Source organism: Streptomyces sp. CRN 30, assembly GCF_034105845.1.
In genome coordinates, this window is sequence record NZ_JAVRHI010000506.1 from 167,870 (window position 1) to 180,560 (window position 12,691).

9 protein-coding genes and 2 pseudogenes are annotated in these 12,691 nt (G+C 70.2%); 5 read left to right on the forward strand and 6 right to left on the reverse strand.

Going from position 1 to position 12,691, the window contains the following annotated elements:
* The first annotated feature begins 156 nt into the window (after positions 1-156).
* Positions 157-1,239 (forward strand): IS110 family transposase, encoded by a 1,083-nt coding sequence (locus UW392_RS58165; RefSeq protein ID WP_320783588.1) that lies wholly within the window; start codon positions 157-159, stop codon positions 1,237-1,239.
* A gap of 285 nt (positions 1,240-1,524) precedes the next feature.
* On the opposite strand, the gene UW392_RS58170 is transcribed toward UW392_RS58165, so the two are convergent.
* The gene (locus UW392_RS58170; RefSeq protein WP_320783589.1) at positions 1,525-2,883 is read right to left on the reverse strand and encodes a hypothetical protein; all 1,359 of its coding nucleotides are present in this window, start codon (positions 2,881-2,883) and stop codon (positions 1,525-1,527) included.
* A gap of 221 nt (positions 2,884-3,104) precedes the next feature.
* Between UW392_RS58170 and UW392_RS58175 the strand changes: the two genes are divergently transcribed.
* Positions 3,105-4,022 carry a recombinase family protein gene (locus UW392_RS58175; RefSeq protein ID WP_320783590.1) on the forward strand — a complete coding sequence of 306 codons (918 nt, stop codon included), beginning with the start codon at positions 3,105-3,107 and terminating at the stop codon, positions 4,020-4,022.
* Positions 4,023-4,390: 368 nt separating this feature from the next.
* On the opposite strand, the gene UW392_RS58180 is transcribed toward UW392_RS58175, so the two are convergent.
* Positions 4,391-4,924: a CbrC family protein gene (locus tag UW392_RS58180; protein ID WP_320783591.1), complete on the reverse strand. Its 534-nt coding sequence runs from the start codon at positions 4,922-4,924 to the stop codon at positions 4,391-4,393.
* A 433-nt stretch (positions 4,925-5,357) separates the two neighbouring features.
* Here UW392_RS58180 and UW392_RS58190 point away from each other — a divergent pair, with 433 nt between their 5' ends.
* Positions 5,358-5,564 (forward strand): hypothetical protein, encoded by a 207-nt coding sequence (locus tag UW392_RS58190; protein ID WP_320783592.1) that lies wholly within the window; start codon positions 5,358-5,360, stop codon positions 5,562-5,564.
* Positions 5,565-5,597: 33 nt separating this feature from the next.
* On the opposite strand, the pseudogene UW392_RS58195 reads toward UW392_RS58190, so the two are convergent.
* From UW392_RS58195 to UW392_RS58210, 4 genes and pseudogenes are all read right to left on the reverse strand, one after another.
* Positions 5,598-6,098: pseudogene (locus UW392_RS58195) on the reverse strand (ATP-binding protein).
* 1,195 nt (positions 6,099-7,293) lie between these two features.
* Positions 7,294-7,869 (reverse strand): DUF4352 domain-containing protein, encoded by a 576-nt coding sequence (locus UW392_RS58200; RefSeq protein ID WP_320783593.1) that lies wholly within the window; start codon positions 7,867-7,869, stop codon positions 7,294-7,296.
* Between the two features lie 186 nt (positions 7,870-8,055).
* Positions 8,056-8,254, reverse strand: a pseudogene (locus tag UW392_RS58205) (ISAzo13 family transposase); the annotation flags it as partial.
* A 472-nt stretch (positions 8,255-8,726) separates the two neighbouring features.
* Positions 8,727-9,704 (reverse strand): CPBP family intramembrane glutamic endopeptidase, encoded by a 978-nt coding sequence (locus UW392_RS58210; RefSeq protein WP_320783594.1) that lies wholly within the window; start codon positions 9,702-9,704, stop codon positions 8,727-8,729.
* Positions 9,705-9,904: 200 nt separating this feature from the next.
* Between UW392_RS58210 and UW392_RS58215 the strand changes: the two genes are divergently transcribed.
* Positions 9,905-11,374 (forward strand): sensor histidine kinase, encoded by a 1,470-nt coding sequence (locus UW392_RS58215; protein ID WP_320783595.1) that lies wholly within the window; start codon positions 9,905-9,907, stop codon positions 11,372-11,374.
* Positions 11,371-12,066 (forward strand): response regulator transcription factor, encoded by a 696-nt coding sequence (locus UW392_RS58220; RefSeq protein WP_320783596.1) that lies wholly within the window; start codon positions 11,371-11,373, stop codon positions 12,064-12,066. The genes UW392_RS58215 and UW392_RS58220 overlap by 4 nt, the downstream gene beginning before the upstream one ends.
* The last annotated feature ends 625 nt before the right edge of the window (positions 12,067-12,691 follow it).

Here is a 12,691-nt window from a genome sequence, read left to right on the forward strand (position 1 = left end):
CGTACCAGCCCGAGTTGTCAGAACCGTATGGAGCGACGGCATTGCGGTGTCGGCTCCGGACGGTTCGGGGTTCTGGCCAAGGCTTGGAACAAACGGCTGCCGGGCCGCACGGTGAGGGGTCGACTTGACGTGGCGCCTTGGCAGGGGGTGTGTCGGATGTTCTACGAGCGCACGGCGGTGGGCCTGGACGTGCATTCCAGGTCGGTGGTCGCGCACGCGGTGGACTGGGAGACGGGCGAGGTGTTCCGGTCGCGGCTGGTGCCGCAGCATCCGGAGATCTTGCGGTGGGTGCAGCAGCTGCCCGGCCCGGCCGCGGTGGCTTACGAGGCGGGACCGCACGGCTTCGGGCTGGCCCGCGCCCTGGAGGAGGCCAGGGTCCGGTGCGTGGTGGTCGCGCCGTCGAAGGTGGAGCGGCCGCCCGGGGACAAGGTCAAGACCGACAAGCGGGATGCGCTGCGGCTGGCCCGGCTGCTGCACATCGGGGAGCTGCCGGCGGTGCGGGTGCCCGCCGAGTGGGAGGAGACCGCCCGGGACCTGGTGCGGGCCCGCGACGACGTGCGGACGGACCTGATGCGGGCGCGGCACCGGCTGGCCAAGCTGCTGCTACGGCACGGCTACCAGCACGACGGGCAGGCATGGACCATGGATCATGAGCGGTGGCTGCGTTCCCTGCGGTTCGAGGACGCGGCGCTGCGCACGGCCTTCCGCGAAGAGCTCGACTGTGTGCTGGCCACCCTGGCGCGGCGCAACCGGATGGACGCCGCGCTGGAGGAACTCGCCGAGCGGCCCGAATGGCGGCCCACCGTGCGGCGGGTGAGCTGCATACGCGGCGTCGGGGTGCTCACCGCGGTCGGGCTGACCACCGAGGTCAGCGACTGGACCCGGTTCACCGGCTCCACCATCGGTTCCTTCCTGGGGCTGGTGCCCTCGGAGAACTCCAGCGGCAGCCGCCGGGTGCAGGGCCCGATCACCAAGACCGGCAACACGCACGCCCGCCGTCTGCTGGTGGAGGCGGCCTGGCAGCAGCGCCGCCCGCTGCACTCGGTCGGCACGCCGCTGCGCAAGCGCCGCGACCTGGTCTGCCCGGCGGTGCGGGCCCGCGCCCAGCTGGCCGACCGGCGGCTGCACCACCGGTGGGTCCAGATGGACGCCCGGGGCAAACGCTCCACGGTCACCGCGGTCGCCATCGCCCGCGAGCTCGCGGGCTGGTGCTGGAGCCTTGCGGTGATGGACGGCTGAGCCCCGCACCACCCCACAGACCGGTCGGCGGGCGGCCGGACCGGGGACAGCGCGAGGGGCGACCCGCGGCCGTTCTGTGAGCAGGCCGGCGAGCATTCGCAGCCCACGCTCGGTGTCAGACCAGCGGACCGCCCCCGACGAACACCCGGTCATGCGGTAACCAACCCGCGGATATCAGACTGACCGCGCGTCGGAAACGATCCCCGGCACCGGCCTCCCGCCGACCCCCGCAGCGCACCACTCAAGGGGCACTTCGCCATGCCCCTTGACAAGATCGGCCCCATATTAGAACGGCGGTTCGGTGGAGTAGGCGCCGTCCCAGGCGGGTGTGGTCGGTTTGCTTATCGGCTGCTGGAGGAGTCGTACAGCGTCTTGGATGCGGCCGAGGTCGACAAGGCGCTCGGCACGAAGAGAGCTGTTGACTGCCGGGTGCTGTGCGAGGACTGCGTCGGCTTCTTCGGTGCGGCCGGCTTTGGCAAGCATGTCCGACAAGGCCCAGGCCGCGTACCAGGTGTCACCCTCGGGGTGCGCCCGCACCTGCTCGATCGCTTCGTCGAGCAGGCCGCAGTCGGCCATGAGCGGAAGCCGCATTTGGAAGAGGTCCCAGTACTCCTTGCCGTCGCTTCGCTCCTTGATGGCATCGAGGTGGGCCAGGCCCTCTCGGGACCGGCCGTGGTCGGCGTACAGGGTGCAAAGAGTGTGGACGAGCCAGTCCTCCGCGTCGTGTTCGGTGAGCGCGCGCAGCACCTCGATCGCCTCGTTGCTCCGGTCGTGCCGGACGAGGAGCTCGGACAGTGGTACAGCCACTTGCCGCATGCCGGACGGCGTGGCACCGAAGACGCGGTAGGCGGCGATAGCCCCTTCCGCGTCGCCGCGTTCCTCCAGCGCTTCGGCAAGGCGCTGTACGGCGTGCCCGTGGTACTCGGACGCTGCGTACGCACGCAGTTCCGTGATCCGGTCGTGTCTGGCCAGCAGGTCGGCCAGCTGGTCACGGCCGTTGACGGAGGTGACCTCGCGGGTGTGCAGCAGGGCGATCGCCTCCTCGACCCGGCCCTGGCGTTCCCTGATCGTGGCGAGCAGGCCGACGGCGTTGGACGGTTCCATCCGGAGGTTGTCGCAGTCCGGGTCGTTGCAGGCAGGGACCGCCGCTTCCATCCGACCCTCCAACAAAACTGCCGCTTCCTCGTCCATGCCCGCCGTTTGGGCGACGTCGACCAAGCACTCGGCGAGGAACCAGTCCTGGATCCCGGCGCGCAGCAGCATGAACGCCTCGCCGCTGCGGCCGTGGCGGGCCAGCAGGCGCGCGAAGAAGACCAGCGCCAGCCGGTCACCGGCCTCCGCGTACGGGCGGGACAGCGCGATCGCCTCCTCCACCCGGCCCCAGCCCTCCAGCAGCTCCGCCCGGGCTTGGGCCGCCGGCCACCACTTCGTGGCGACGTACGGAGCGAGCACCTCCAACGCCTGTTCGCGCTGGCCCCGATGCCCGAGCAGCCGGGCCCACTCCAGCGAGCAGAACCACTCCCCGCGGCCGGCCTGAAACTCCACTTCCCGCTCATGACCGAGTTCGAGGAACCGCGCCACCAGCCCCGGAGGAATGCAGCCCGTCAGCGTTCGGGCCCGGTAGTCAAGATCATCAGCGTCCACGACAGCGCACCTTAGCCCTCACCACCGACACAGCACGTCGGGGCCATCGCATGTGAGAGCAGGCGTCAATAGACCATGGCGAGCTCAAGCGGCCGGGGCGTCCAATGAACCCGCGCAATCCGGGGGTTCGCGGCGGCTCGAATCCAATCAGATCCGATGGTGATTGATGACAAGGTTTGACGACAGATAGGGCCGATCCTCCGTACGGAAGGGGCCCTTCGGTGGCGGACCTGGTCTACAAGCCGGTCTCGACTGACCAGCAGTCCACCGCCCGGCAGGACTTCGTCCTGGAGGAGGCCGGGATCGAGGACCCGGTCATCTTCGAGGAAAAGCCGGGTACCTCCAGCCGCCTCCATCCACTCCAGCGCCCCAAGTTCCGCGCGCTTCTTGACTACGCGCGGCCGGGCGACACCGTGCACATCTCCGAGATGTTCCGCCTCGTGCGCGGCAACCAGCACATCCTCGACGTGCTCGACGTCCTCCACCAGGACTGTCTCGCGCTGCGCATCCACGACGGCGCGTTCTCCGCGATGGACCTCACCGCCCGCCATCCGCGCACCGGAGAACTGCTGTCCACCGTGAAGTTCATGGTGCAGACCCTCGCCGCCGCCGGCGAACTCCAGCGCGAGCTGACGTACGACGGACTGCGCGCCGCCGAGGCCAAGGGCAGCAAGGGCGGACGCCGCCCCGCCGTCGCGGCCGCGCAGACCACCGACGTACGCACCGCGTACCTGGAAGGCCGGTCCATCGCCGCCCTCGCCCGCGACCACTACGTCAGCCGCGGCGCCATCCGCACCGCTGTCGCCGACCTCCTGCCCGTATACGCGGCCGCCGCCCCGGGCGCCTCCGCCCCAGAACTGCTGGTCACCCTCGACATGCCGGGCAGGGTCGCCGACTTCCTCCGTGCCGCCGAACTGGACGACGTCGAGCGGGCCGCGCTCGACCAGGGCGTAACCGTACGGCGCGGCCAGGGTTACACCCTGCGCGTCACCGCCGTGCCCGCGGCCCACCGCCGACTCCTCGACCTCTCCCAGCCCTTCGACGGCGCCCCGGGAACCGCCGTGATCCCGGCACAGCGCAAGGCCCGCCGCGAGTACGCGAACCGCGTCGGTGCGCTCGGAGCCCCGGCCGGACCATGATCACCGGCTTAGCGGTAACCGCTGTACCGATGTTCTTACCGATGCCAATTGCATCGGATGCGGAGCACGGCCCCGACCGGAACTTCCCCTCCGCACCCGGCATGCCGATCTGAGAACGGGAGCCGACGGCCTGCCCACCTGGTCGCCACGTCGCCTCCCGGCGTCGGGGAATGAGCGCCCTTCGGATTCTTGGGCTGTCCCGCCGCCCGTGTGCCTTCGCTCCGCGGGTCGCCGCCGAACACTTTGCCCTCTGCCCGGACAACATCTGGCAGGGCCTTACCCCCTGCACCCTCGCTGCCTAAGCGGCAGGCATCGTCGGCATGAACAGCTGGGACTGCTGGCGGGACCGGCCCCTGGCGCACTGGCCGCTATGAGGCGTCGGCGTAGGCGAGGTGAGTGCCGCAGACGGTGCAGCGGAAGAGCATCGCGGTGGCGCCTTCGCCGAGGTGGGTGAGGAACTGCTCGAGTTCGGCCGCATCGTGCCATCCACCCATGCGCAGGTTTCGCCTCAGCTGGTCGAGAGCCTCGGGATGGGCTACCAGTTCGCCGTAGCCGACCTCGCCCACGAAAGCTGCTGCGTCCTGACAGTGGACGAGCCAGTGCGGATCCTGCCAGGCATGGAAGCCAGGGGTGTGGCGGGTGACCTCGTGCAGAATCTCCTCGCTGACGCTGTCGAGTCCGTAGGAGTCGGTGAACTCGCCGGCGAACCGTTCGGCCGCGCTGCCGTCGGCTATGCACCAGGGGCAGAAGCGTCCGCTGACCTTTTGGGCGGTATAGAAGGTCGCGGTGTAGATGAACCCCGTGGCACGGCCGCAGCAGGCGCAAACCTCGACGCTCTCACGGATGGACCCGCTGGCGACCGGATCCGGGTGATAGCGGAAGGCAGGCAGGTCGGTGCTCACCGATTCAGTCTGCTCGTGAGGCAGCCCAGTGATCAAGCAGTCAGTGAGGTTTCCACCTTGATCAGTCGTCGAGTTCGAGGGCGACGACGGCTCGGACCATGGCGGTGGTCCGGGTGGTGCTGCAGCAGAGCTCGCGCAGGAGTCGCCAGCCCTTTGAGGAGCGTCATGGCGCGTTCGCCGAGACTGCCGATCCTGGCATGGCCTCGGCTGGTGCAGCGGCGGTGTGGCTTCGGCAGTCTTGACCGGCGCCGGGCGGCAGCCCGACTTGGCCCCACTTGTCGATCTTGCACCGGGTTTTGGACAGGGTAATTTGGCCCCATCGGATGGAGGGGGTGAGGAGCCGATGGCGCTTGATCCGGCTCGCGTTGAGCGGGTCTCCGCACTCGTCGCGGAGTGCAGGCCACTGCTTGGGCCAGATGCGGGGATGGACGCTGTGCAGCAGTTGCTGAGTGACCGCGGAGTGGCCGTGATGGATTCGATCATTGTCACGCGAGAGCTGCTCGGCGCGGGCCCGACCGCCTTGGGCGAGGCGAAGGGAATCGTGCTGTCCAGTCCGTCACGGAGTGTGGAACGGCAGCGTCACGAAGAGCTGGTGGATGCGCTGCTTGACGCGGTTGACGAGGGGGCCGAGGGCAGATGACGGGTCTGTCGGTCAGCCCGTTGCGCTGGCCTCCTACTGGTTCTTGGCGTGGGCGAGGCGGTAGGTGTCGGTGCCGGTCTCGATGACGTTGCCGCCGAAGGTGAGCCGGTCCACGATCGCCGCGCAGAGCCGGGGATCGGTGAAGGTCTTCGTCCACCCGCCAAACGATTCGTTGGAAGCGACGTCCACCGACGCCTTCTCCTCCCGCTCCTGATCCATTGCAGGAGGCCAGGGTGTGGATGGCGGCCGGGTCGATGTTCGAGTCGGCCTCGAAGTCGAAGTCCCGCAAGGACTTCTGCCGGGGGAAGCCGGCTGCTTCGATCCGGCGCTCGGAGCGTCGGCGCGCCCGGTCGTCGCGATCAGTCATCAGTAGCTCGGCGAGGAAACCGCGATAGGTCATCTGCTCACGGGCCGCAGAGCTGGCGACGCGGGGAACTGGGCCCGGATCGTGGGCAGCCGCAGCATCCGGCAGGCGGAGTCGATGGCGGCGTCGGCGGCCTGCTCGGTCAGGCCCCGGTCGCATTGAGCAGTCACGGCGGTTCTCCCTTGGGAAGGTAGTGGCGGGCCGGGGGTGTCGCAGCAGCCCGTCGTAGGCGGGCCGCCGGGCCAACGGCGTGCGGTCAGCGAGGTCACCGTGCTGCACCGGCACATGGCCCATGAACACGTCGTGGCCGGCATCGCTGCGGCCCTGGGCGCCGGGGCTCTGACCGCTGACGCGGTCGCGCTGGGGGCCCGCAAGGCAGCAGGACCTCGATCAGCGTGCGTGTCCCGGTGGCGTCGCAGTGCGCTTTGCGGACTGCCTCCCACCAGGCGTCGTGCACCGGGGTGCACTTTCCGGCGGCGCGGGCCTGGTCCAGCGCGCTCGCCCCGGGCAAGGCACAGGGCTTGCGCAGCAGGGCCTCCAGGTAGTGGTCGAGTGCGAGGCGTACCTGGCCCTTGGCGACCAGCCGTTCGTGCCGGTCGGCCTCCCTGCGACGGTCCCCGACCCTCCTCGGCACGGATCTGCGGGCGGCTCCTGGCGACGTAGTCCCGCACCAGCGAGTACGAGATCCCCTTCATGCCCAGCTCGTCGACCAGCCGGTCTTGGATCCGCTGCACGGTGTGCCGCTGCTTGTGGGGCGCGTCCAGATCCGTCTTCGACATCTGGTCGATGGCCGGCTTGAACGGGTCCAGCCGCGACGAACGGGGCGGCGGCTTGCGGCGCGGGGCCGGCCAGGCCGAGGACAACGCCTCACGCACCGTCCGACGGTGCATGTCGTACTTGCGGGCCGGAGCCCTGATCGACAGCCCCTCGCTCCGCGAGTCCCGCCGGACGGCCGCGAAGAGATCGACCTCGGACTCGGCCGCATCGACGCCTCCTCCCGCCAGGGAGCACATCGATGCTCGCACCGCAAGCAGCACGGTGGGGTCAGAACTCCTCCACATGGCCCTGCCGTCGACACCGGTGGTCTCAGCCCTGACTGCCAAGTGGAGCCACGAACCGCTCTCAGAGCCAGCGGTGTGCACTGTGGGCGTTGGCGGGGTGGAGGCAGTCGCCGCCGTGCGTGAGCGGGACCGCGTGGTCAAGGTGGATGTCCACCAGCCGCACGGGGCGTCATGGCCGGTGCGGATGTGGTCGGGTTTCTCGTCGCATGGTCCAGCAGGAGAACCGGAGGCTGCGCCGCTAGGCGGACAACCGGCAGCAGAGGCGCCCGTAACGGAGTGAGTCGGTCACGGGCGCCTCTCTCGATCAGGATTGAGTGATTGCCCACTCGGTGGGGTCGCCGCCCTCGGGCTCGTACACGAGGTATTCGGGCGTCTTGTCGCCGGGTACCGGGAATGCGATGAGGCCGGCGGCGCAACGGTCCGGCTTCAGTGTCTTGTCCATCGGGAACTCGGGCTTGGGCATGTCGCCGCCGGACGAACCTGTGACGTCGATGACGGTTCCGTCCTCGTAGGCAAGGGACCAGGGAAACTGGCTGACGCCGACGTCTGCACCGGCCACGTTGCAGATCTTGACTTCAGCCGCGGCCCACACGTCGCCGCCCTGAAAATCCTCGGGAGCACCGGGCTGGGGCCCCTTGTAGGGCTGCTGGTACTCGACGGCCTGGACGCTGATGTGAAGGTCGTTCTCTTCCTCGACGATGTCCTTCTTCGAGCCAATCTTCAGTACGTCGTCGTCGGCGGCGGCCTTCGCCTGAGTGTCTGCCTCAGGGGTGGCGGTGACCGTTTCGGTGACGGTGATGGTCTCGGGCTCCCCGCTGCTGCCGCAGGCGGTCAGGGCTCCGAGCAGTACGGCTGCGAAGGTGGCTCTTCTGGTGTACATGGTCCCCCCCAGGACGTTCTGATGCTTCGGGTATCTTCCGTCACGCGGGAGGGCCGTGGGGCTGCTGTAGCCGTGTTGTGATCATGTACGGCGACGCTCCCGGCGATGAAGGCCGAGGGCGTCGTGTGCGTCATTCGGCGAGGAGCGCGGCGACGTCTCCGGCGCGGTACCAGGGGCGGCGTTCGGTGCCAGCAGCGCGGGCCGAAGGCCCGGAACAAGATCTGCGGACCTCTTCCGGGCACCACCGGGCCTGCGTACCCGGCCCAGAGGTTCCTGGTCGGTCTCCAATTCGTCCACGCCCTTGTGAACGCCGTGTCCCAGGATCCGGGCCTCGGCCCCCCATCATCAGCCGCCACTGCCGCTCGTCAGGGCGCGGGAACAACACCTCGCACTACACAGCGAGTTGACTGCGAACCTCATTGGAGACGCTCACACCACAACAACGAGCCGCATCACGCGAGCAACACCTTGATTCTCTGCAGGCCCTTACCTTGTTTCTCATCTTTCGTCCGACGTAGGGCAGGGACGGAAGACGAAGAACAAAAACAAGAAGAAGGCCCCGTACCTTCGTGTTGCCGGGCCTGAGGCGTTTCGGTGATGCTTGCTCCGGGGCACCGCCTCCGGTGCCTTGCAGTACAGTGCCCGCACCCCAACCCCGGCTGGCGGCACCGACGGTCTCGGAGGCCCGTACCGACTGCGCGCCGATGATCGCTAGTTCGCCCCGGCCCCGCCGCTACACTTCCGGCACGGATGGCGCCAAGTGGCAGGCCCTCACCCCCGTGCTGCCATGGCCCCACCTGACTCGACGGACGGCTGACAGGGCATCCTGGCGCGGCAGGCCTTCGCCACCGCTGTTGCTACCAAGGGGTTCCGCTCGTTCCATCAGGACCACCGATCCCGCCCCTACCACCGAAACGATCAGTTCTCGGACGGGCACTGAGACCGGTAGAACGGCTCCTGGTCAGCAGCCACACGCCGGTCAGGTTGACCGCGAGCAGGACGACGCCCTGTTCACCGACGAGGAACCAGGCGTGGGCGCCGGTCGTGGCCGGGTCGAGAGCCGCCTGGATCACCGCGTTCCACACCGCGTGGTAGGCGACGGCGGGCCAGACGCTGCCCGAGGTGAGGCGGAGGCGGCAGATCACCTCGTTCTGGAGGAGGATCGACAGCAGGAACAGCAGCGCGATCACCGGTGTCGAGCCGCCTGTGCCGTTCAGGTAGACCCCGCCCAAGATGATCGGCATGTGCCACAGCGCCCAGATCAGACCGGTCACCAGCACCGGTCGCGGTACCTCGGCCTGGACCAGCCGCGTCAGCATGTAGCCCCGCCAGCCCAGTTCCTCGCCGAGGGAGGAGAGCACTCCGTAGAGGCCGCCGAGGAGCCAGACGAGCAGGACTGCCAGGGTCACCTGGAGGGCCGGGGGGCCGGGCAGTTCGATGCCGAGCACCGCGGGTGACTCGACCAGCCGCACCAGGTGGGTCGACCAGCCGATGACGTAGGTGACCACCGCGATCGCGGCCGGGTAGACCGCGCCGACGGCGATCGCCCGCCGGACGGACGCCGGCCGCAGCCGCCAGGTGATGTCCTTGAAGCCCTCCCGCCGCACGAGGCGGGTGACGATCGAAGCGGCACCCGGGGCGAACATCCCCAGCATCAGCCAGGGCATCTGCTGCCCGGTGGTGATGGCGAACGCGTGCGGTATCCCGGTGAGAACGACCAGCCAGACGAAGAATGTCCTCAGCGCACCGCGCGCGGCGCGTCGCCGCTTCTCCCCGGACTGCGCGGACTCCCCCGCCTCGGCGGGCTCCGCGGGATCGAGCGCTTGAACATGCATGGTCCGTTTTCCCCTCGATGATGCGCAGGCGCCGTACCGCGCCGTGCCGTGCCGTGCCGTGCCGTGCCGAGACCAGACTGCCGGGCGGCCCTGGCCCGCACATCGCGCGGAGGTCGGCACTCGCGTCTCCGACCTTCGGTGGAGGAACCGCACGTGACCGTCGTGCGGGGCGGCCGGTGACGCCCCGTACGATGCGCCCCGTGAGAGTGTGGAACGAGACGGTCCGGATGTGGCGCGCCGCAGAAGCGGCCGGGAACCCCCGTCTCGCGCCGCGTGCCCGGACCGACCGTGGGGTGCGGCTCGGGCACCGGGTGCTCGACGCGGTGGGGCTGCGGGGCCCGCTCCGCCGCGACGGTGCGCTGGCGGTCGTGGCCGCCCTCTGCTCTCTCGGTCTGTTCGGTCTGTCGCTGACGGGCCCGGAGCGCCCCGCGCCGCAGGAACTGGTCTCCCGGCACGCCTGGGTGATCGCCGCGCTGCTGGCCGGTCAAGCGCTCGTTCTGTGCGTCCGGCGCCGAGCACCGCTCACCTGCCTGTTCACGGTGATCGTCTGTCAGGTGTCCGTCATGGCTCTGATGGAGCCGTGGGACGCCATCCGCACCCCGTCCCAGTTCATCGCCGCGGCCACGGTCGGCAGCGTGCTTCCGCTCGGTGCCACGGTCGGTGTGGTCGTCGTGGCCGTACTGTTCGAGACGGCCGGGTACGTCCTGGTGCACCTGCCGTTCGACGCGGGCGCCACCCCCGGCGAGGGTTTCGCACGGGCGCTGGGACTCGCCGTCCCGCTCGTCGGTGAACAGATCGTCGCCGCAGTCCTCGTCTACGGTGTCTCGGCCATGCTCGGCGCCCAGTTCGCGGTCCACCGGCGGTACACGGCGCTGGCCCGGCTGCGTGAGCGCGAGGCGGCGGAGAACCAGCAGGCGCGGGAGGCCGCGGCCGTCGGCCGTGAGCGCGCCCGGATGGCCCGCGAGCTGCACGACATCGCGGCCCATCACCTCTCCGGCCTGGTGATCCAGGCCGCCGTGCTGGAACGGATGATCGACGACGAGCCCGCCGAGGCGCGACGGACCGCGGCCTGGATCCGCGGCCAGGGCAAGGAGACCCTCGACGATCTGCGGCTCGTCGTCGGTGTCCTGCGCGGCCCCGCCACGGGCGACGGCGCTGAGGCGCACGTCGCGGACGTGAGCGGGGTGGCGGACCGTGCCCCGGCACCCGGGCTGGCAGTCCTCGACCATCTGGTGACCACCGTCCGCGCCCTCGGCACCTCCGCCGAGCTGACGCACACCGGCGGAGCGCGCGAACTGCCCCCGGTCGCCGACGTCACCTTCTACCGGGTGGCGCAGGAGGCGCTGTCCAATGTGCGGGACCACGCGCCGGGCGCGGCCGTCCGCGTCACCATCGACCACAGGCCCGCCCATACCGTCCTGACGGTGGTCAACGACGCGGCCCCGCGCGCCGAGGAGCGCCGCGCGCACAGCGGGTACGGTCTCGCGGGCATGAGGGAACGGGCCGAGCTGATCGGTGCGGAGTTCGAGGCGGGGCCGACCGCCGACGGCGGCTGGCGGGTCCGGCTCGCACTGGCCGTCGGCCCGGCGGACACGGACACGGACACGTGCACGGCCACGGCCACGGCCACCGATACCGATACCGTCGAGGTTTTGGAGGGAGAGTTGTGATCAAAGTGGTGCTGGCCGACGACCAGATGATGGTGCGGGCCGGCTTCCGGTACATCCTCAGCCACACGGACGGCATCGAGGTCGTCGGCGAGGCCGCCAACGGGCCGGCCGCGGTAGAGGCGGCTCGGCGCCTGCGGCCGGACGTGGTCTGTATGGACGTCCGGATGCCTGGCGGCGACGGTATCGAGGCCACCCGCGCCATCGTCTCGGCCGGTCCCGACGCCCCGTCGGTGCTCGTGGTCACCACCTTCGACCTGGACGACTATGTGTTCGGCGCGCTGGAGGCCGGCGCCGGCGGGTTCCTGCTGAAGGACGCCGCTCCCGACGACCTCGTGGACGCGGTCCGGCGTCTCGCCGCCGGCCAGGGTCTCCTCGACCAGGCGGTCACCCGACGGGTCATCTCAGAGTTCGCCCGCCGCCGGGTCCCCGGCAACGGAGTGCCGGGGACAGGGACGCCGGGGGCCGGGGCGCCAGGGGCCGGCGCGCCCTCGTCCGGGCAAACGCTCACCGGCCGAGAGGCCGAGGTGTTGCGGCTGCTGGCCCGGGGCATGTCCAACGCGGAGATCGCCGAGGAGATGGTGGTCGAGATCAGTACGGTCAAGTCCCATCTCGGGCGGGCCATGCAGAAGATGGGCGTCCGGGACCGGGTGCAGGCCGTCATCTGGGCCTACCGGCACGGAATGGCACCGTAGAGCCGTAGAGCCGTAGAGCCGTAGGGAGCACGATCGCGGTGGCCGGGTACCGGACCAGGTGCGCCCTCCGGTCGTCACGCGGGACGACACGGGCCGGCAGGGCCCGCGCCGCCGATACGTCACACCCTCACGCCGCAAACAGCGAACCGACTTCCGCCTGCCACGGGGGCCGGACCTCCTGGCCCAGGTTCGCGAGCGGATCGCCGCATGCCCTCGCAGCCCGAGCGACCGCACCACCCGGGAGCCGGGCTGCGCATGCCGGGTCCGTGGACGCGTGAGGCACACCGCGCACGCCGACCCGCCCGATCCGCCCGGCCAGTGCCGGGCAAGCCTGTGCGGAGACCGCGGGCCGGGGACTTGCGCGGGGCAGCTGTACGGGCGGGGGGCCCGACCACGCGCGCGAGAAAATCTTGGACTGTTCGGTATCCGGGTGGGGTGCCTCGTTCGATGAAGCACGCGTGCGGGACGAGTTCCACGGTCGAGGCGAGGAGAACAGAGGTGCAGCAGATGCGGAGGATGCCGGCGGGCGGCGGCAGCGGCCCGCTCGCCCTCACGGCACCGGCCGCCGGTGCAGGGTGCCGCGGCGCGCGGAGCAGGGTCCTGGCGCGGCACGGTGACGGCGGGC